Origin of the sequence: Stutzerimonas stutzeri, from assembly GCF_024448895.1 — a bacterium.
Lineage (GTDB): Bacteria > Pseudomonadota > Gammaproteobacteria > Pseudomonadales > Pseudomonadaceae > Stutzerimonas > Stutzerimonas stutzeri_Q.
This window is the reverse complement of the sequence record NZ_JAMOIC010000001.1, coordinates 115,577-135,520: the sequence shown is the minus strand read 5'-3', so window position 1 is coordinate 135,520 and position 19,944 is coordinate 115,577. Positions and strand designations below refer to the sequence as shown.

Sequence of the window (19,944 nt, the reverse complement as noted above, 5' to 3'; positions counted from 1 at the left end):
TGCCGCCGTTGCATGGACTATGGAGTCGGAATCCCCTAGATTCTGGGCAAATTGTCACGGACGTCGAGATGGAATCAAATGATTCGGGCGGTGTTGCCGCCAAGCACGGTTTCCTATTCCAAGACTGTGTAGCCGCATACCATGTAACCCGAATGCTTCGTGATAAGACTATCCGCAGTGTTCGCTGCGAGGTCACGGACGATATCGACATCGTATCTGACGGACACGTCGACTTCGTGCAGGTGAAAAGTACCGAGAAAACGCGCTGGAATATTTCCGACATCGTCCTGAATTCCAAGGGGGCCGATAAAAAAACAATCCCCTGCAGCTCAATATTGCACAAGTCGATGCAGTGCAAGTCCAGCCTCGGCCTGTCCCGAAGGTATTCGATCGTCACCGAAGATAAGGTGAACAAAACCTTGGAGTACCTGACGATCAGCTCAACAGCCAGGGCAGGCAAGTCAGGACGGCAGGAACTGATCGACGACCTCAATAAGCGCACGGAGGGCTACCAGACTCCGTCAGGCGTCACCGTCGCCGACTGGGTCGACGCTGCAAGCTGGCAGATCTATCACACCGTGCGCGAACTGGAACTTCTGGGGATCAAAAACATACGGATGGCCTCCCAGGATCTGCACGGCGTTATTCTCAGTTCCGAAACCGTCGCCGAAGACATATGGCTCCGTATCCTCGATACCGTGACGCGCAAGGGCGAGCATTCACGACGGATCCACAGTGTTGATGACAAGTCCTACACACGGACTGATCTCTTTGACTGGTTCAAGTTGCGCGTCGAGGATGACCAGTCTCGCTCAGGCCGAAAGATCTACGTCAGGCGGGACTTGCCGCACATCCTTATGCCATTCGGAGCGCCTATGACTTCGGTCTGCGCTAAGCGTAAGGGGCAGGTTCTATATCAGCAGTATTCGCTTAAACGATACCGCTACAGACACATAGTGGACAACGTCTGCCAATGGTTGGATGAGGTCTTTCTTCGGCCTAAAGAAATGGCCGATATCCACAAGCTGACGCTCGTGGAAAAGCGCGAGCGGCTGCGAACGTCCGTCTTCAAATCGCTCCACGATGTCGGGGAGTTTTTGGGCCGGGTGCTATTGCACGCCACGATCCGCCAGCACCATGAAAGCCAGCCCATACCCTGCATGCTGCACGTGGAAAGATCAGGGCCAGAAAAAATCCTTGAAAACGTGCATATCGTTCGCCGCGATCCAGAAGGTGATCAACTTTGGATTGGCTTCAGTGAGTTGGTGACTGATATTGACGTCGCTGTCCGGTTGCCGGAGATACGGGATCGGCTGTACGAGGATATCTCGGACTGCTTCGATTCTGCGCGCAGCAAGATCCTCGACGTCAAAGACGACGACTACCTGCTTCGCCACGATATCGACGAAATCCTAGATGGCAGCCGGCCCTTTGATGCCCACCTTGATCGCTTCACTTTCGTCCTATTTGTGGGCTATGACTCTCACCTGCTCACCGACCCTGAAACGCTGGGTCACGAAGATGAATTAGAGGGGGAAACGGCAGCGCTATTTGAGCAATTCGCAGCCGACCTCACGGAGAAATCTCCCTTCGCGGATCTGTGCGTCCACGTATTTCTCTACCCCGCTCCTAGCCTTGAGCGGCTAACCAAATTGGTCGAGGACAAAGTAAGGGCGGTGGTATGACGCAGGTGTATGACCAGGCGAAGTACAGCCTGTACAGCGAAGATTTCTCGTCGTTCAGGTATCTGTCTGCGATCAATACGTTGCTGTCCAACCCTGTGTCGTACGACCTGGGCCGAGACCTAATCGTACGTGCCCTGGATGCGCGCGATCGCTTCTCTGACCACGTTATCCTCCTGAAAAATATGGTGAGAAAAGCAGGCCTGTTCCCGTACCTGAAAAAGGAGTTCTCCGACCTAACGCCGGAAGAGCTGAGGGTTCTGGATTTGTACCGCACACCGTTCTCGGACAGTTACGTTTTTCACTCGATGCAATTCCACATATTCGATCTGCTTAAGGCTGGTCAGAATGTGGTGCTCAGCGCGCCTACAAGCATGGGAAAAAGCGCCATCGTGGACTCGTTGCTCGGCCTGGGTGACTTAAAGCGGCTCGTCTTGGTCGTTCCGACCGTGGCGCTTGCCGACGAAACTCGTCGCCGCTTGCAGGTGCGGTTCGGCGAGCGTTACCAGATCATTCACCACAGCTCGCAAGAGTGCCATTCCGATCAGGTGGTCTACGTCCTGACGCAGGAGCGGGTGAACGAGCGAAACGACATTGCCGATATCGACCTCTTCGTCATAGACGAGTTTTACAAGCTGGCATTCCGAGAGCTAAAAAATGGCACAGTGGATTACAAGGATGAGCGAGTTATTGAGCTCAATATCGCGCTGAGCAAGCTGCTAAAAGTCTCCAAGCAGTTCTACCTGACCGGGCCGTTCGTCAACAGCATTCGCGGTCTAGAAAAACTTGGTTACCCACACACTTTCATTTCCACCGACTTCAACACGGTCGCACTCGATGTCCAGACCTTTGGTATCAAAGCGAACGAGGATGAAGCGAAACTCAGTGCGCTGGCAGAGATTGCGCGCGCATGTGTCGGCGCTACGATCATCTACTGCAAGTCGCCAACTGTGGCCGGGCTTGTGGCACGCGAGTTGATAAGGCTCGGACATGGCACGCTGACTGAAAGTCCTCATATCGATTGGGTGAGCGAAGAATTCGATGCCGATTGGGATTACACCATTGCCCTAAAACACGGCATTGGGTTGCATTTTGGTGCGCTGCCGAGGGCGCTTCAGCAATACACCGCGGACCAGTTCAATGCGGGAAACCTGCGCTTCTTGCTTTGCACCTCCACTATCATCGAAGGCGTCAACACCGTCGCGAAGAATGTCGTGATCTACGACAACCGTGATGGCACTCGCAGTATCGACAAATTTACCCACGGAAATATCAAGGGGCGCGCCGGGCGAATGGGCGTTCACTTTGTGGGAAAAATCTTCTGCCTGGAGGAAATTCCGGAGGACAAACTCAACCAAGAGGTGGAGATACCGCTCGGTATTCAAGACGTCGAAACTCCGATCAATCTCCTAGCGAGCGTTCAGCCAGACCATCTGTCCGAGTTTTCTCAGGGTCGCTTCGATGAAGTCTTCACGAGCGATCGCGTCTCTATTGACCTAGTGAAGAAGCATTCGTACTTCCGCGTTGAGCAGTTCGAAGAGCTGCAAAGCATGGTCGAGATGATGGACGACTCTGAATTCGCCACGCTGGTGTTTCACTGGGCCCCTGCGACAAATTTCCTCAAGACCTTCGCAAAGATTATCGCCAGGCTGGTGCCCCAAACGTTCACTCGCAACGGAGTCACAATTAAACCAACGGACGTTATGGTCGCCAAGCTCGCTGGCTACCTCAACGCGTCGAGCTATTCGGATTACCTGAAAAGCCAGATTGATTACGCGCGGCAATGGGTGACAGAAGGGGAGAAGCGCACGCTTTCTGGCGCCCTCAACAATGATTTGAAGATCATTACCAATACCTTCGGTTACACGCTACCCAAGCTACTCAGCTTGATGGAGGATGTCGTCAAGCACCAAGCGTCGAAGCGAAGTATCCGCAGCAAGATCGATTACACGCACGTCAAAATGGCGTTCGAAAGCTTCCACCTACCAGCAGGCGTCAATGCCCTGGAGGAGATCGGGATTCCCATCCAGACGTTACACCGCCTAGCAGACTTGCTGGAATTTCCCACTCAGGCTGATGTGGATCAGTTAAGCCAGTATCTTCGGGATACACTGAACGTCTGGAGTCAATCGATTGGGTACGTGGATTTAACGTTTATCAGGCGCGCGCTCGGTATTGGATAACATCGCCCCCGAATTCCTGCAATGGCTTGTTAAGCTCTGAAGAACCAGCCAGTGGAGAAAAGGAACTGAGTTATTTTCCGGCAGCATCCGTCCGCTTTGTTCGATAGCTGCCGCTCTCGAATGACCGCTATCGATCCACAGCAGTCAGTCGCATCAGGCAGAAATCGGCGCAAAGGCGGACCTGTAGAACAAGGAGGATCTGAGCCATTCAAGTAGCTCCAAACAAAAGTCCTCGCGGGGACGACCTCCAGCGACCGGCTTTCGTAGAATGCACATCCCTGCACGGAAGAATGACTGTCATGGAAAATATTCAAAGGGTGATGCATCAGGCGCGCGACCGGGTTCGCCAGGATGCGGCGCGAAGGACCGCCAGCGGGGAAGACTTCAATATCTACAGAATCGCTAAGATCGAGCGCGCAGAGGTTAATACCCACTCAGCCATGATCGCTGAGTTGCTCAACCCCAAGGGCACTCACGGCATAGGGCCCCTCTTTCTTCAGCTCATGCTGGTCCAGATGGATATTTCGCACGGCTGCTCTTTGTCCGAAGCGAGCGTACGCAAGGAGCAGTCATTCCCCTACGGCCGGGGCCGGGTGGATATCGCCATCCACCTGCGCAATCACCTCATTCTGATTGAGAACAAGATCGACGCCCAAGATGGGCCAGAGCAACTAAAGCAATACGCAGAGATCGGTGAGGCATCTGGCAAAGACTGGCATCTCTGGTATCTGACCACGACCGGCATAGCGGCTTCCAAGGAGAGTCACTGCGGCAAGACTTACCGGCCGATCTCCTACAGCGAGCACATTCTGAATTGGCTGGAGCAATGCGTGACGCACTCGGCCGATAAGCCGGCGCTGCAACAGGCGCTGATTCAGTACCGCAACTTGGTACGGACAATCACGGGAAAGACCATGGCCCAAACAACCCGGGAAGCATTGATCGCCCTGCTTTCCACTGGAGACGACCTCAAAGCTGCCGATGCCATTTCCGAAGCCCTGCCATACGCGAAGGGCGCCATGCTGTTCCGCTTCTTTCAGAAGGTTCAAGATGGGGTGGAAGGGATAGAGGACAAGCGCTCGCGGGTTGCCCCGCCTAAGGGATTTGCCGGGCTTGATGCCACGTTGGAGAACTGCAATAAGTGGTTCATGCCAAAGGGGCAGAAGGTCAAGAACGTCGGGATGTTTTTCAATATTGGACGCGAAGACCTGCTATTCAGGGTGGAGGTCGCAAGCGAAGCGCTGCACTTTGGGGTCGTACCTGTGAAAGATGGCGCTTTGAGCAAGATCGAGCGCCCTGACGAGTACTTATCCCGGCTACCGCAGAATCTCCACCATCGGAACTGGAGGGCCTTCCAGTGGTTCTCCTGCCTTCACCAAAATTACGTAGCCCAAAATATGGTCTGCCTAAGGGATCTGAGTCAGCTTCTAGATGATATCAGGCAAACGTTAAAGCAACTCTAACCCGGCGAAGAGTACCGGCAAGTACTGGAGTATGGCGAGGCGAATAAAACGCTTGCGTAGTTGTATGCTCCCGGTGCAATCGCGATGTCGGGGGGCCAAGTAGTGGTAAAAGCCTGAATCACCCGGAAACAGGCTAATCTTTAATTATAAAACCAGCGCCTGCTTCTGGCTGAGAGGCGCGGATAACAACAGGCCGGAGTCGGCCCAAAGCGGACATGATATCGAACGGAGCTAATAATACTAATCATCGTCGTCGTAATCCTCCTGCTGCGCTCGCTTCCATCCGCTTTCCCAATCCTCAACCATCCACCAAGTTCTATTCGACCATATGTAAGGATTAGCTCCTATACCTTCGCCTCTCCAATAGGCTTCATAGCCTGCTTTTTCTTCAGTAGACATTATATTTCCTTCTGAAACTATTTATTTAATATCAGTCAGTTGTGGCGCGCCACATCAGAATCACTACATCAGCAGTCATGATGGATCAATTTCAGTTCGCAGACGAAGCCAAACTTCTACTCAGCTGGTTATGGAGGCTGCTTGCTGAATAATTGCCTTCACTTGGCGCGAGAAATGGGATATTTTTCGTACATTCCTATCATTCTTTCTAGATGGCCGAAACTGCAAGGATTGCGATGCTGATCAAATGCCCAGGCTGTTCGAAATCAAATGAACTAAATCTGGATGCCCGGGTTATTTGTGGACATTGCAAAGAGCCTCTGACTGGCCACATCTACGGCAAGATCAAGAAGTCGGTGGGCGCTGTAGTTTTGGCGTTTGGAGTTGGTGTGATTGGCACCAAAGAGCTGGTCGACTATAAGGGCTACATGGATCGTTACTCCATTTCGAATGAGTATGCAATTATCGAGATGTGTCTTAATTCTTCGCAGCAGCCTTTAGCCAGCTACGCTTATGCAGGTAAGAGGGATGACTGCATATGCGCACTAGGCATGGTACAGAAGACTTTTAAAGTTATGGATTTCAACAAAAATACGGATAAATACCTGGCTGCCTTTGAGTCGGCAGCCAGGAAGTGCAAGCTTACTAGGACGTCCTTGTCCTACTAGCGCTGAGTATTACTTCTTCGGAGCAGGTGGATTGTTATCGCGGCCGCCGCCGGAGGGCATGCCGTCGTTCTTACTCGGCCAACCAGCGTCTTTGCCGCTTGCTGCCGATTGAGCACGAGAGGCGAAAGAGGCTTTAGGGATATGGCCTCCACTCAGCTTTGCGGTAGCGGAGGCAATGCGCGAAGCGTCGGCTTGAGTCATTTTTTTTGACATTTTTATTTCCTTTCATTGATGGTTTTAGGTGTCCCCGCTGGGACGATTCGTACATTAGCTAGGTGTTTGGAGACAGATGGGGACAGAAACAGAGCAGCTGCAGCGGGAGATCAAAAGGTTAATCAGGCAGATGGGATGGTCGCAAAAACGTCTCGCCCGCGAGCTTCTCGCGATGACTGATGAGGGTGACTGTGCGAATGAGGAAGAGGTGGGGCAATTCGAGGAGCGTGTGAAGAAGCACCTTTCAAGGTCTACTACCAAGCCTGAGCTCCTGCAGCGATACCTACACCAGCTTCACCAACACGATGCCTTCGAGAGTTTGAAAGTGGTCGTTCCCTACTTCGTGCCAGCTGAAGGCTTCAACATAAATTTTGTGAAGGGCATGCAAGCAATTTCGATGAGACTTGATGAGCAGCCGTTTAAGGACGAGGTTGAGGATAGAGACTACTAATGGCCGTTTTTTGCCTCGTACAATGGGCAGCGGTGGGCCAATGGAAAGTCACTGCCGAACCGGTTCCTCTATGATTTAAAGCCTCTCGCCGTCGGCTTTGCTAAGGCAAGAGGACCGTCGTGCCGGAACAATGCACCGGGTGGACCGACGACAACCGGCGTGAGGCGAATCTACGACGATGGCAAGCGAGACGGCGGCCATTTCAGCAATTGGGCGACGTGCAGAACCCACTCCTGAGTCGTTAGACCGCAACTGTCGCTCCACCGATGATCGGGTATTCCTTTGTGTCCCCAGCCCCAAACACAAGTGATAACCCCCGAAGCAGTTAGGGATGTCTCGCTACGTTGCTCGCCTAAGCCGTACGAGTATTGATGACCTGGGGTAGCAGTTGATTTAGCCGTGTAGCAGCTCCTCCTGCAGCGCCTCGACTGGAATTGCGTAGTGCTGACACTTTCCCTTTTCGATGAGACGTGTGATAGCTGACTTGATTGCTGGGGTAATCTCGAATGACTGTGGGTACCGGCGCTTGCGGCGCTCGATCATGAAGTCAATCCCGAGATCAGCTTTTCGGACGACAACGTCAAGTTGCATAAAGCGCATGTATGCGCCTGTCGCTTTTGTAGCAAGTACTACCGTATTTGGATCAAACGATGGTTTTGGGCCATCGATCTCCTCAGTAAGGAAGTCCCTATAAGGCCGCACCTCGGAGTTAGCAGGTTCCCCTGCATCTCCAGCAACATGTTTGGCTACAGCATCTTGGTCGTACATGATACGAGCCGCCTCAGCCTTCACCAGCTCGGTATGGGTCTCCTCCCAGACAAACAAGGGAATCGTGAGGAAGCCTTGCTTTGCCCATACATCAAAGGAGGGCACTCTGCGTGTGCCGGTTGGCAATGCGGACTGCGATCCTTGATGAGCTATTTGCAAGGCTGCTTGGTTGCGGTTGTGCTGCTGGCGGTGGCGCGCAAGAGCGTCATCAAAGCCGACAGATTCCTCATCCATTACCTCGCTATCTCTCTTTAGGATTTCCACTTGCTTCTGATATTCGTCATAGAGATTGCGGTCTTGAATCACTACACAGGTGTCTCGGCCCATCCCAACTCCCAGGTTGGTAAAGTTCGCACTTCCGATGACCACGATGTCTGGCGAGACGAGATAGAGCTTCCAGTGGATGCTAGCGTTTCCTCGAAAATCCACCCAAAGCCGCCGCTTGAGCAGCGTTCGAGCATCGTCAATGAATGTCGGAGAGGTAAACGAGTTAATCGTCCCCACAATCACTTCGACGTCATTCTCAGCGGCGACAGATTTCAGGAGTTTGACCGTGCCGGAGGCAAACGCGGAGACGATTGTGATGCTTCGTCCGCGTTGCTTAAGTAAGTATTTTTCAAGATCATTTTCAGTATGAAGCCGTTCCATATTCTTCTCTAATGGTGTCAAACGCCGTGCCATACAGATCTGCGAAAAACTGAAATCCCGTGCTTCAGAGCGTGCGCCTCGGAAGCCCATTCTAGACGTATACAATGGGACGCTGGGGTATACACCAGCAGCCCCAACAAGGGGCTCTGTGCTGCTGGTGGAGCTCGCTTCCAGCATGGGCAGCACTGATCTGAGAAGGAGTTTCAACAGTGGTTTTGTCCGTTTACGGCTCTCATGGTGCGTGCGTGTTGCGTCTGCTCGGCTCGGATGAGAACTGCGGACATATGCGCTGGGCTGGGCTTTCTGGCGCTTTGGCCTGTCTGTGATATCGGGCCAGTCACTTTCAGGTCTGGGCACCAAAAGAGAGTCAAACGTTCTCCGTAGGAGGCGAAGCTTCAAGCGAGCAAAAAATACATCGATTCACCATCAGTTGCGAAGCTTGGCAGCCATCCCTGATCAGTCGATTTGAGCCGGTAACCACAGGCAGCTTTCGGCCCAGATGCAGACATTCGGGACCGGCCAGATGCCGCTGTTCGACCACCTTAGCTTCGATCCCAAACGGCCCTGACGCTCCGCTTCAGTCGCGGCCCGGCTGGAGCGGCGAACCCGCCGAGGCCCGGACGTCGACTAGAAGCGATCGTCGGGCCTAAGCCCGACATGCCTACACGCCCACCTGCTCGTGGAGCTAACTGCCTGTGTTTGACCGTAGCGCTGCGTTTGCTGAGGATCAGCTCATCTTCAATACTTGTGGGGCTATCACGGGCCACCTACAGCCAAATCGAAGGCATAGTTGACGGTCTCAGGAGGCTTATGGTTTTTATTGAACGAGAAGACCTCTCCGCCAGCGAGAGCGGCGCATGCTAGGAGCTCCTGCTCCGCGATGTTACCAATGAGCGAGGCGTCTAGAGATGCTTGAGCGGAGCTGTAGTGGGTTAAATAATCAGGTGTCGGGCGCAGCGCGCTGCCAGTGCACTCGGCGTAGTCCTTTTCTTCGATCCTCTGCCCCGCGAGGTCACGCATGGACCTGCCGGCGAACGTTAGGCGTTCGCACCATTGCCGTTGCGGCTTAAAGCGTTTGCGGTTGGCATATGTTTCGGCTGACGCCCGGCCAGCCGCAGCTGCTTTGGCTTGTGGCGATCCATCGGCCGCACATTTCAGTTCCGTCCAGGGGGTACGCAGTTCAGATGTAAGCAGCAAGCGCGAATGTTCTGCGTCCCAGCTGAAGATCGCTTTACGGTAGTGGACGGGCGCATCAATGAGCGAGCCGACGTTGATCTCCCGGATCACGCCATTCGACACTTCCTGGTCGTCGCCGACAGCGGTGTACCCCTCGTGAGTATGCGCACTGAAGTAAACAGGGGCCACGAAGGGGAAATCGTCGCGTAGCTTTAGCATCCACCGTGCCGAGCTGCGGTCAAGCGCGCGAAGCGGATAGTGGCCGGTAAGTACCACAGCCTTGACGCTGCGCTTCGGGTCGTCCCACCATGACTTAAGCTGCTCAAGGACGAGGTCACGCTGGCCTTGGCGAATAGTGCCAACATTGGAGTTCGACTTTTTCGACAGAAACTTAAAGCTCGGCACGCTGGGCCAATCCGTTGTGTCGAGCAAGATTACACCAAGCTCCGCACTGGTGGCATTGCCAAGCTGCTTTAGTGGGACGCGTACGGATTGGAGCAGCGAGCCCTTGTTCCATTTATTCACCGAGTTGCCGGTGTTCATGATTGCTGTGTACTCATATGGGGTGCGGACAGTCAGCCGCGAGTTAGCGAGCGGGGGTGTTTTTTTGCCCGCGGCCACGAGCACGCGTCGGTGGTAGTCCGAGTCGTTGCAAAACGTCTCAATAGCAAATGGGAGTTTTCCGGCGCTCTTCAACCGCAAGTAGTCACAGTTGAACTGGTGCGGCCATTCGCGGGCATCTGGAAATGGACGCAGTCTATTGGCATCAGATGCAAGCGGGTTGCCATCTAGCTGGCCGCAGACGGCGTTGAAGTGCCCCTCAAGTGAGGGGTCGATGCTGTGGTTGACAGTGATTTTTCGGATGTACAGCCAAGCCGCTCCGATCCACCCGCCGTAGCTCATGTTCCCCTGAAAAATGCCATCGTGATTACCTTTGGCAATGTAGACGTTTGGAGCGGATAGAAAGGAAAAGCGCTGAAGGCGCTTAAATTCGGAATGGCATGAATAGTCCAAAAGATCGCCTAGGTGGATCACCGGGGGATTCCCGTCTTGCTGAGTGATCCGCCGCATCACCGACTCGGCAACATACTTGGTGTAGAGATCCTGCTCGACGGAGCGAATGGCGACGTCGCTGGTGTCTTGCGCAAGGCGCGACGAGTAATACGTCGGGTCGCCGAACAGCTCCCTCTCCTGATTGTCGGCCATGAAGTAGACGACGGCCGTGGGGAAGTCGCCAACGGCAATCGGCGTGGCAGATGGAGAATCCGGCCGAACTCGAATAGTCGAGTTGCATCCCGCCAGAACGGATAAAAAGAGTGCGACGCTTATGCGCGCTAAAGCGTGATTGTTCATGTGTCTTTTCCACCTTCAGAGCGTGCGATTTGTACTGTAGTGGGCAAGCCATCCCGGACAGTGGGTTGAGTTTTTCTTCGGCCACCGCAGGCGGTCACCCGTCGTGAATTGTTGCGGACGGATCCAGTTGTAGCGGTGCATCAGATGCATAGGGTCTAGGCTTCATTTTGCCCCCTCTCTCGTTGTTTCTAGTTCAACTACTGTGCGTACCAGAGCACGGAAGAATTCCGCGCGGGGATATCGGTGGTCGGCTGCCGCAGAACGCACTAGCCAGTTGGGGTGGTCTCGCAAGGGCAATACGTAGGTCCAATGATCTGAGTTCACCTCTGCAAGCAGTGTGGAGCCGGGGAGGACCGCATCAGAGGCGAGAACTTGGCCATCATTGCGTAGATCAGCCTTAGCCAATCTTCGGTAGAAAGGAATTAGCCCCGGAGAGATCGATTTGGCATTTGTGTGTGCCACAACTGTGTACAGGCTTATGCCTGGAAATCGTGGGTGGCTTGCTAGCCAACGCCGACGCTCACGTCTCGTGAGGCTCGTTACCTCTTGGCCGTCTGAGGGTGAGCATTGCAACCCGTCGAATCGAGTGGCAAGCCGCTTGTAGAGCACTTCATGGGTATCGGCGATTGGCGTGCCCATCACTACACCTGACAAAGAAACGAACGATAGCGGCTGTTGCGGTAGTCCACTGGCCCCAAGTCGCTCCAGTGCATGCAGGGTGTCGGGAACACCTTTCGAGTAGCCGACCACAATGATGCGCGCTACAGCGGGGTCTTCTGACTCACGGCGAATAGCTGCGGCGATGACTGCGCCATTTGCCTCTGAGGACGCCCTACCTCGAACATTAATTGCACGGACGTGCTGTAGACCCGACGGGGCTAAGTAGGCATATCCTTCCTTCAAGTTTGCAGTTGCAGTCCTAGTGACTCCGTCGCTGAACGGAAGCGATTGGTCTGCCACGCAGTCGCCAAAGATGCCGGGGACCACCAGCACTGATACACCGCGTAATGGTGGCGCTGAGTAGAGGGAAGGGAGAGCTGGTGGCCAGTGAGTCCACTTCGCGGGTTCTTTCGCGCCATATAGTGCTGACGACGCTAGTTCCGCAGCGAAATTACGTGCGAAGACATTACGGCCGTCTGCCACTCCAGCTGCAGCCAGCGGAAGAGAGACAATAGGCGCCTCACTAGATGCATATGGAAGCTGCGGAGCGCTGACACACCCTACGAGCATTCCTGCAGCCACCAGTGGGGCGACGAATGCACGTAATTTCTTGTTGTTTCGATTAGCCACGGTCCGCTCCTTTTTGCTTCCTTGCTCGGTATAGAGAATGTAGTCGTAGATTTGAAAGTGGAGCGAAATATGGATCTGCTTGATCATCGTGGCTTCGTCGATGAATCCCTGCGTCTCCTTTGGCCGGATAGCGACCGTCTGGTTCGACCGTCGCTAAGCCTCATCAGACCTCAGTTTGTTCAGCCATCTATAGAGCACCGGCTACCTCAATTCCAAGGTTGGTGGCATTGGATATTGATGGTTTTCATGGCTTAGCCTCCTCTTGAGGGAAGCCAAGAATGAGCCGTCATGGCGACAGTCGCTAAAGGCCAAGAGCGGACACACGAGAAGGCTACGCCACGACTGGCACGCTTTAGGAAGGTTCGACCCAAACCACGCATTATTGCTCCGGGTCGAGGAGCGACGATGCCGATGACTGGTCGCTAATCTCGACGAGATTAGCGAGAACCACATTGCCATCATCGTCTGGTCAATGACAGCGTGCGGCTGTTCTGGGCAGTGCGGAACTCCATAGCCGGAATAGCCACGCTAGATAAAAGCGTGCCCCATCTGGTAGGATTTATAATGGTGTAAAAAGCGACCTGCCGAGGAGACCCAAAGTGAAGCTAATAACTCTAGCTTGGGATTGGCTTTGTAATCCTCCACGCTGGGAGGCGTACAAGAGCTTTTATCAAATTACAATATTTCGCTATTTAACGGTTTGGTTTTCAATCGTCCCAATTGCTGCAGGGATTCTCTATGGGCTGCCTGACCCCCTCCCGCTGAGCATAAATGGAATCACATATGAAATTGAGCTTTCTTTACCATTTAACTGGCAGATCCTTTGGCTTTCTTCATTTTTATTCCTGATCTCCTTTGTTGTTTATTTGAAATACTGTCCCTCATTCATCAAGCAATACAATAGATTTTCAGACTACCTGAGTTATGGTCACGATAGGCGCTGGATATCTTGGCTTGCGAAGAGCTTGATTGACGAGGGAGCTGATTCTAAAAAATTCCTTACCAGACTAAAGACGAAGGGATATCTTACAGAGCATGAGAACGATTTTATTATGCCTCTGGAAAAGATTAAAGTCGACCCTCTCCAGACAATTGCGTACATGGAGTTTGAGGGAAAAATCTATTCTTTAGGGATGCCTAGGTTAGGAGATAGCGAGGCGGACAAAGATGCTGAGCGAGCCATATTCTGGGAAATTTTTGGGCGGTACTCCAGCTCGAAAATTTGGGCTAGGAACCTTATAAGGCTATTCATTTACCTGAGTCTATTGGCATTTATATTTGTTTTGTTTCAACACGTAGCAAGCGGCTTTATGTATCTTTGCCAGTTTTTGTTGAATACCTTTGAATGAGAAAAATTTACAAATACTCTGCCTCGATAACTAGTCAGCTCGCTTTTTGCGCAACACCGCTTAGGCTTGATAGTTATAACCATTGTCAATTTAGCTGCGGATACTGTTTTGCACGTACCCGCGCAGGCTATGGGCGTGATGAAAAGCTACAAATTGCTAACCCGGAGTCTTTGCGCAAGCGCCTTGAGCGAGTTTCTAATGGGATAATTCGGTCTGCGCTTGATGAGTTTATTTTGATGAGGGTTCCTTTCCAGATGGGCGGGATGTCTGATCCATTCTCCCCCATTGAAATAAAGGAAAGGCGGACACTTCAGTACATACGAATTCTTAACGAGCATAACTACCCGTTTATAGTCAGTACGAAAAGCTGCCTTCCAGCGACTATTGAATATGCAGATGCACTAAGCGACTCCAATGGTTACGTTCGATTTTCGACAACTGTAGTCGATGAGCAGATTAGGGCATCCATAGACAAGGGATGCTCCCCTATACAAGATATTGCTAACGCTGCCGAAAGATTGTCTTCGCTCAACATTCCGGTCAGTTTTCGTTTGCAACCGATAATTCCTGGATCCGAAGAGGGATTCGATAGACTTCTGAGCCTGGCTCGAGATACAGGGGTCAAGCATATATCAGCAGAGTATTTAAAGGTTCCCTTGGAGGGAAATGTCAACTTTAGCCCTGCGCTTTCAGAGCTATTAGATGGGCAGCCGGTTTCTAAGTATATATCTCTTGGAGCCCGCAAGCATGGAAGCGAATACATCCTTCCATTATTCTATCGTTCCGCCCACTTGATTCATATGCGAAATCAAACCAAGCTGGCCGGGCTCACATTTGGTTTCGCCGACAATGAATTGCTCCTGCACTCTGATGGAAAATCCTGCTGCAGTGCTTCGGACTTATACTTAAAAGATGCCAGTTTCTTTTCTGCCAATATTGTGTCTTTAGCTAAAAAGAAAGCGATTGGTGAATTGGTTACGTTCGAAGAGCTGTTAGGGGAGTGGATGCCGCAGCACTCGATTTCCACTTATTTAAATTCCAAGTCTCGCATCGAGAAGACTGATGTGGAGTCAGTCAAATGGATTGCATACCTTAGAGCAATATGGTGCGGAGAGCATGGCTTGTACTCACCAGTATACTTTGACGGAATTGTAGATACAGGAAAAAAAGATTGCGCGGGGCTTCCTATCTATATGAGAACTCTTAGTGAGTTCGAGGCGTCGATGCGAGGCAATATTCCTGTGCAGGCTTTCGAGGGACATAGAATTGAATTAACTTGTGATGGGGCAAAGTGATTATTGCGCATTAATATCGAGTCGAAAAACACGCATATCGGAAAGGGAGAAAAAGGGGCAAGTTTATTTATCGAGTTCACTGTCCGCTTCTGGCCGGTTAGCGACGGCCTGACTTCGACCGTCGCTGTGCATGGTCAAGCCTCGGTCTGTTCCGCCATCTCTAGGGCGTCATCGACCTCAATCCCCAGATATCGAACAGTGCCGCTAACGGCCCGGAAGCAGCCAGTAACGAGGTTGTGAGGATTTGCTATACAACCGATCTTGGCTGACGTAGCTGTCCGCAGTTCTGAGCTGGAGAAAAAATATATCTGCACCCTGGCCTGCGCATCGGGCATGCCTATCACCGTCGCGTGATGGGTACATGGTGCATGCTGAGCTGTTGATGGAGCGCCTAGACGATTTCGAGCTGGCAGAAGGAAAAAAGCCCACGCGAGTGAGGATGTCATTCCGGTGCGAGTGAACCTTGCCTAGCCTCCATCATCGCAACCTGTTTGTGAGTATCGGATGGACAGCTTTGTACGTCTGCTGCTACGTTATTCAAAGGTAATACCTTTCGATAAAAGAGGGCTTACCATGGCCACTTCCATCAAAATGGATGACGAGCTAAAAGGCCGCATTCAGCAGTTGGCGAGCCAACGCCAGCGCTCGTCTCACTGGATCATGCGCGAGGCGATCACGCAGTACGTCGAGCGTGAGGAGGCGCGTGAGAGCTTCAAGCAGGAAGCGCTGGCGACATGGGCGGCGTATCAGGAAACCGGCCGGCATTTGACCAGCCAAGGGGCTCGCACCTGGCTTGGTAGCTGGGGTACAGATGCTGAGGTAGAGCTTCCCAAGTGCCACGATTGATTGTCACTGAAGGTGCGGCGAAGGGCTTGGAGCGATGCCGACGATTTCTTGCCGATAAATATCCGCTGGTTTGCACGGCGCGCTGCGCAGGTGAATGAGCGCCAGTTAGCTCGCCTGGAAGTAGGGCGTCCATTTCCAGATCTACCGCAGCTGCGTGGGCTGATCATTGAGTTCGGTGACTCAGGGTACGCCGCGCTCTACCGGTATGAGTGCACGGACGATACTGCGTATGTCCTAGCCTTCCGCCACCAAAAGCAAGCGGGCTACTGAGTCTAAGCTGCTGCACCTTCGGTTAGAATCGACTCCAGTTTCTCCCCAAGCAACCGCCATGCTTCGGTCTTTTCCTTGGCATAATCATGGTGCAGGTAATGCCGGCGCACCTTGGAGCCGCCCAGCAGGTGGTTCTGGCAACGATCGATGATTTCCAGCGTCACGCCCAACTCCTGCATCATGGTCGAGCCGGTGCGGCGCAGATCATGCGGCGTCCATTCACCTCTGATTCCTTTGCTCAGTACCAGTGAATCGTCATGATGCCGGCCAGCGAGGGGCTTGCTGCGGTTCTTGAAGAGGCACTGGCGATCGCCGATGAGTTTGCTTACTGTCTTGGTGTTGACATGGCTTTGGTTGTCCTTGCTGGGAAAGCAGAACGGTGTATGGCCGGTCTCTTTTTGCAGACGCTTGAATTGCTCTATGGCGAACGCTGACAGGAACACATGGTGATCTTGGCGTTTACCTTTATGGCCTTTGGTAGCCTCGGCGGGGATGAACCAGGTGCCTTTCTCCAGGTTCAGGTAGCGCCACTCGGCCTTAAGTAGCTCGCCGATACGGCAGAGGGTGCTCAGGCAGATCCATAGAGCGCACTGGACTCGCGGGTTGACCGGGCGAATGCCGGAATACTTCTGGCCAGCGGGAAGCTCTTCGTAGTCTTTCTCTAGGCGTTCGAGGATGTCACGCAACTCGCGAATCTCGTCGGGGGAGAGCAGGCGGTCGCGTTGTTCTTCATAATTGTGATCGAGCAGCTTGCTGACATCTATAAGGTCGGCTGGATTACCGTCACTCATCAGGCCTCGCCAGGGTTTCCGTTTTTCACCCCAGCGCAGCATCTGGCCAATGTCGTTGTTGCGGATGACGACGGTGCGATTCAGACCGCGGGCTTTGACTGAGCGCAGCACCGCGAGCAGATCTTTTTCGGTCAGGCTGCGCAGTGGTTTCTTGCCAAGGAGCGGCAGGACGTCCTTATTAAAGCTGCGGATCAGCTCGGCATTGCCGTCTTGGCGGGAGACGCCGTCACGAATCCATTCGTCAAACAGGTCAGCCACCGTCTTGTTTTCGGCGGCATGGCGTTCAGCTTCCGCGATAGTAGCTGCGATTGCAGCTTGAGCTTCGATCTTGGCAGCTTTGCGGGCAGCGGTTGGATCGATGCCTTTGGAGGCTGTCGCTTTAACCTCATCACGTTCGGAACGAATCTGGGCAAGAGACTTCTTTGGCCAACTGCCCAGGCTTTGATCACGCTTCAGTCCGTCTTGTTTGAATTCATAGCGGAACTGGACTGTTACCCCACGGACGCCCGCACGGACCCTGGCAACCAGACCGCCAGCCTCACGAAGGATCCGGCCGTCATCGGCAGATGTAAGCGCCTCGAGTAGCTTCGCCGTCAACTTTGCCACCCTCTACCCCTTGCCTAATTCAGTCGCCTTATAATTTTACCCCACTTTTACCCCACCCAATCGCTTGGCTGGCAGTAGACATCAGTGGACGTTGCGGGATGCCATAATAGCCTGAAACCCTTATGGCTACCAGGTTTAAGGTGATCCGGTAGTGTCCATGGAGGTCCATAAGAATCCACCAATTAAGCGCATGGGGTGCAAGGGGTCGAGTGTTCGAATCACTCCGTCCCGACCAATTAATAATGACTTAGCCACCTTAGGGTGGCTTTGTTGTTTCTGCCCAGGCCTTCCGCCGGGCAACTAGCCAGTTTCTTCTATCTGCTGATCGTTCTTGGCTTGAGCGTAGTACATATCTATCCATCAAAGATCATGTAGACGCCCCGTGTTTCTGGCTGAGTTTACGGCCAAATAGTTAGCGACGCACCTGTACGGCTATAGAAACATTCTTCTTATTGCTTAATTACCTTAGCTGATAGCGCGGGTTATTTGGCTCCTGGATCGAATTGCGCTGCTCGAGACACAGGCGTACCCGTGATGGTGAGGTTCATTCCGTCCGGGTCATCCAGCGACTAATCCTGACTCGTACTGCGAGCTTGGTGAGGCAGCCGCTTACAGTGTGCTGAATCACCTGCTCGTCAGCGGCGTCCGACGGCCGCGGCTGAGTGCATATTAGGCTTGGCAACTGTGATAACTCGGAGCTGGCAGAGCGATGAGCGCGCTCTTAGTGCTCGCTGACTCATGCCCCGGCGCTGCCACTCGAGCTTTTTGGTCTTTGGCTAAGGCAGGTCCATCGGGTCGATCAGCAGCGAGCTCTTGTGAGGTCGGGTCGAGGCAATGCATCCGGCCAAGTTAGTGCAGCCATGTAAGAGCAGTTGGAAGCCTTGGGTGCCGCGGCGCGACCGGATTTGTTCATGGATCAGCTCGCTCTATGCAATGAGGGCCTGAGATAACAGCGCAACCGCACCGGGGCCGCTTATTGCCTCGCTTCGCGGAGCTCTTCGGGCATCTTCAGGCAGGTGAAGTCTTATTCAGGGCGGGGCCTGCAACGAATAGTCTCGCTGACTTTGCCGCGCCATCTGCCGTGAGCACTCTCCCGATGAATGAGGCAACGGTTTAAACCTCATGGCGGGGGAATGCCAATGAAAAAAGGCTGCCAAATGGCAGCCTTTCTTTCGTTTCACCGAGCTTGACGGTCGTCAATCCTTAGCGGGGAAGGTCTCGCTGTGGGTGGCCGGTGTACAGCTGGCGAGGACGGCCTATTTTCTGCCCCATCGCGATCATTTCTTTCCAGTGCGAAATCCAACCTACTGTACGAGCTAGTGCGAATATCACGGTGAACATGCTGGTCGGAATGCCAATGGCTTTGAGGATGATCCCTGAATAGAAGTCGACATTGGGATACAGGTTGCGCTCAGCGAAGTAGGGATCGTTGAGTGCGATCTCTTCTAGCTTCATCGCCAGCTCAAGCTGAGGATCGTTAATGCCAAGCTCACCTAGAACCTCGTCGCAGGTCTGCTTCATGACCTTGGCGCGCGGATCGAAATTCTTGTAAACGCGGTGACCGAAGCCCATGAGCTTGAATGGATCGTTCTTGTCCTTGGCTTTTTCCAAAAACTTCTCGATGTTCGAAACATCGCCGATTTCGTCCAGCATCGTCAGCACGGCTTCGTTGGCGCCGCCATGCGCGGGGCCCCAAAGGGCTGCGATACCCGCCGCGATGCAGGCGAACGGATTGGCGCCGGTTGAGCCAGCCAGGCGAACGGTGGAGGTGGAGGCATTCTGTTCGTGGTCGGCGTGCAGAATGAAAATACGATCCATCGCCTTGGCTAGTACCGGGCTTATCGGCTTAACTTCACAAGGCGTGTTGAACATCATGTGCAGAAAGTTTTCAGCGTAATTCAGGTCGTTACGCGGGTACATCATCGGCTGACCCATGGAGTACTTGTAAACCATGGCGGCCAGTGTAGGCATCTTCGCGACCAAGCGAACCGCAGAGATTTCACGGTGGTGCGGGTCGTTGATATCCAGAGAGTCATGATAGAACGCAGAAAGAGCGCCAACTACTCCGCACATTATTGCCATCGGGTGTGCGTCGCGGCGGAAGCCGTTCAGGAACGACTTAAGCTGCTCGTGAACCATCGTGTGGTTCTTGACGGTGCTGATGAACTTCGCTTTTTCCTCTGGAGTTGGCAGCTCGCCATTCAGCAGCAGGAAGCAGGTTTCTAGATAATCAGCCTTTTCCGCAAGCTGTTCGATCGGGTAGCCGCGATGCAGCAGAATGCCTTTATCACCATCAATGTAGGTGATTTTGGATTCGCAAGAGGCTGTGGACATGAAGCCGGGATCGAAGGTGAAACGACCCGTGGAGGTCAAGCCTCTGACGTCGATTACGTCGGGCCCTACGGTGCCGGATAGAACGGGCAGTTCGATGGCGTCTGCGCCTTCGATGATCAACTGCGCTTTTTTGTCAGCCATGTATGGCCTCCTGTTTTA

13 protein-coding genes and 1 pseudogene are annotated in these 19,944 nt (G+C 53.2%); 9 read left to right on the top strand and 5 right to left on the bottom strand.

Features of this window, described 5'->3' with window-relative positions:
• The first annotated feature begins 68 nt into the window (after positions 1-68).
• The 3 genes from NA619_RS00605 to NA619_RS00595 all read left to right on the top strand — a co-directional run bounded on the left by NA619_RS00605 (position 69) and on the right by NA619_RS00595 (position 5,328).
• The gene (locus NA619_RS00605) at positions 69-1,685 is read left to right on the top strand and encodes a HamA C-terminal domain-containing protein (protein ID WP_255958966.1); all 1,617 of its coding nucleotides are present in this window, start codon (positions 69-71) and stop codon (positions 1,683-1,685) included.
• Positions 1,682-3,865 (top strand): DEAD/DEAH box helicase, encoded by a 2,184-nt coding sequence (locus tag NA619_RS00600; protein ID WP_255958965.1) that lies wholly within the window; start codon positions 1,682-1,684, stop codon positions 3,863-3,865. The genes NA619_RS00605 and NA619_RS00600 overlap by 4 nt, the downstream gene beginning before the upstream one ends.
• A 299-nt stretch (positions 3,866-4,164) precedes the next feature.
• Entirely contained in the window at positions 4,165-5,328 is a 1,164-nt protein-coding gene (locus NA619_RS00595) for a PD-(D/E)XK nuclease family protein (RefSeq protein WP_255958964.1), read from the top strand.
• A 240-nt stretch (positions 5,329-5,568) separates the two neighbouring features.
• Here NA619_RS00595 and NA619_RS00590 read toward each other — a convergent pair whose 3' ends face one another.
• Positions 5,569-5,727, bottom strand: a complete 159-nt coding sequence (locus NA619_RS00590; protein WP_255958963.1) for a hypothetical protein — start codon at positions 5,725-5,727, stop codon at positions 5,569-5,571.
• Between the two features lie 212 nt (positions 5,728-5,939).
• On the opposite strand from NA619_RS00590, the gene NA619_RS00585 reads away from it, so the two are divergent.
• A complete protein-coding gene (locus NA619_RS00585) occupies positions 5,940-6,395 on the top strand; it encodes a hypothetical protein (protein ID WP_255958962.1) in 456 nt (151 codons plus the stop codon).
• 289 nt (positions 6,396-6,684) lie between these two features.
• The gene (locus NA619_RS00580; RefSeq protein WP_255958960.1) at positions 6,685-7,059 is read left to right on the top strand and encodes a hypothetical protein; all 375 of its coding nucleotides are present in this window, start codon (positions 6,685-6,687) and stop codon (positions 7,057-7,059) included.
• A gap of 393 nt (positions 7,060-7,452) precedes the next feature.
• Here the strand turns inward: NA619_RS00580 and NA619_RS00575 are convergent, their stop codons facing one another.
• On the bottom strand, positions 7,453-8,475 hold the full coding sequence (locus NA619_RS00575; RefSeq protein ID WP_255958958.1) for a phospholipase D family protein: 1,023 nt from the start codon (positions 8,473-8,475) through the stop codon (positions 7,453-7,455).
• A gap of 756 nt (positions 8,476-9,231) precedes the next feature.
• On the bottom strand, positions 9,232-11,004 hold the full coding sequence (locus NA619_RS00570; protein ID WP_255958956.1) for a metallophosphoesterase: 1,773 nt from the start codon (positions 11,002-11,004) through the stop codon (positions 9,232-9,234).
• 1,889 nt (positions 11,005-12,893) lie between these two features.
• On the opposite strand from NA619_RS00570, the gene NA619_RS00565 reads away from it, so the two are divergent.
• The 4 genes and pseudogenes from NA619_RS00565 to NA619_RS25100 all read left to right on the top strand — a co-directional run bounded on the left by NA619_RS00565 (position 12,894) and on the right by NA619_RS25100 (position 16,054).
• Positions 12,894-13,643, top strand: coding sequence for a hypothetical protein (locus NA619_RS00565; protein ID WP_255958954.1), 750 nt, complete (start codon positions 12,894-12,896; stop codon positions 13,641-13,643).
• The gene (locus NA619_RS00560; RefSeq protein WP_255958952.1) at positions 13,640-14,938 is read left to right on the top strand and encodes a radical SAM protein; all 1,299 of its coding nucleotides are present in this window, start codon (positions 13,640-13,642) and stop codon (positions 14,936-14,938) included. The genes NA619_RS00565 and NA619_RS00560 overlap by 4 nt, the downstream gene beginning before the upstream one ends.
• A gap of 573 nt (positions 14,939-15,511) precedes the next feature.
• Complete coding sequence (locus NA619_RS00555) at positions 15,512-15,784, top strand: CopG family ribbon-helix-helix protein (RefSeq protein WP_255958950.1); 273 nt, start codon at positions 15,512-15,514, stop codon at positions 15,782-15,784.
• Positions 15,772-16,054 (top strand): annotated as a pseudogene (locus NA619_RS25100) (type II toxin-antitoxin system RelE/ParE family toxin). Before NA619_RS00555 ends, NA619_RS25100 begins: the two are co-directional and overlap by 13 nt.
• A 2-nt stretch (positions 16,055-16,056) precedes the next feature.
• Here the strand turns inward: NA619_RS25100 and NA619_RS00550 are convergent.
• Together NA619_RS00550 and gltA are read right to left on the bottom strand one after the other, a co-directional pair.
• A complete protein-coding gene (locus NA619_RS00550; protein WP_255958949.1) occupies positions 16,057-17,451 on the bottom strand; it encodes a tyrosine-type recombinase/integrase in 1,395 nt (464 codons plus the stop codon).
• A 1,203-nt stretch (positions 17,452-18,654) separates the two neighbouring features.
• A complete protein-coding gene (gltA, locus tag NA619_RS00545) occupies positions 18,655-19,926 on the bottom strand; it encodes a citrate synthase (RefSeq protein ID WP_255958948.1) in 1,272 nt (423 codons plus the stop codon).
• Between the last annotated feature and the right edge of the window lie 18 nt (positions 19,927-19,944).

Excerpts from the sequence above, each read along its gene's own strand:
- NA619_RS00605 (WP_255958966.1), top strand. The coding sequence starts at position 69 with ATGGAATCAAATGATTCGGGCGGTGTTGCCGCCAAGCACGGTTTCCTA.
- NA619_RS00600 (WP_255958965.1), top strand. The coding sequence starts at position 1,682 with ATGACGCAGGTGTATGACCAGGCGAAGTACAGCCTGTACAGCGAAGAT.
- NA619_RS00595 (WP_255958964.1), top strand. The coding sequence starts at position 4,165 with ATGGAAAATATTCAAAGGGTGATGCATCAGGCGCGCGACCGGGTTCGC.
- NA619_RS00590 (WP_255958963.1), bottom strand. The coding sequence starts at position 5,727 with ATGTCTACTGAAGAAAAAGCAGGCTATGAAGCCTATTGGAGAGGCGAA.
- NA619_RS00585 (WP_255958962.1), top strand. The coding sequence starts at position 5,940 with ATGGCCGAAACTGCAAGGATTGCGATGCTGATCAAATGCCCAGGCTGT.
- NA619_RS00580 (WP_255958960.1), top strand. The coding sequence starts at position 6,685 with ATGGGGACAGAAACAGAGCAGCTGCAGCGGGAGATCAAAAGGTTAATC.
- NA619_RS00575 (WP_255958958.1), bottom strand. The coding sequence starts at position 8,475 with ATGGAACGGCTTCATACTGAAAATGATCTTGAAAAATACTTACTTAAG.
- NA619_RS00570 (WP_255958956.1), bottom strand. The coding sequence starts at position 11,004 with ATGAACAATCACGCTTTAGCGCGCATAAGCGTCGCACTCTTTTTATCC.
- NA619_RS00560 (WP_255958952.1), top strand. The coding sequence starts at position 13,640 with ATGAGAAAAATTTACAAATACTCTGCCTCGATAACTAGTCAGCTCGCT.
- NA619_RS00555 (WP_255958950.1), top strand. The coding sequence starts at position 15,512 with ATGGCCACTTCCATCAAAATGGATGACGAGCTAAAAGGCCGCATTCAG.
- gltA (WP_255958948.1), bottom strand. The coding sequence starts at position 19,926 with ATGGCTGACAAAAAAGCGCAGTTGATCATCGAAGGCGCAGACGCCATC.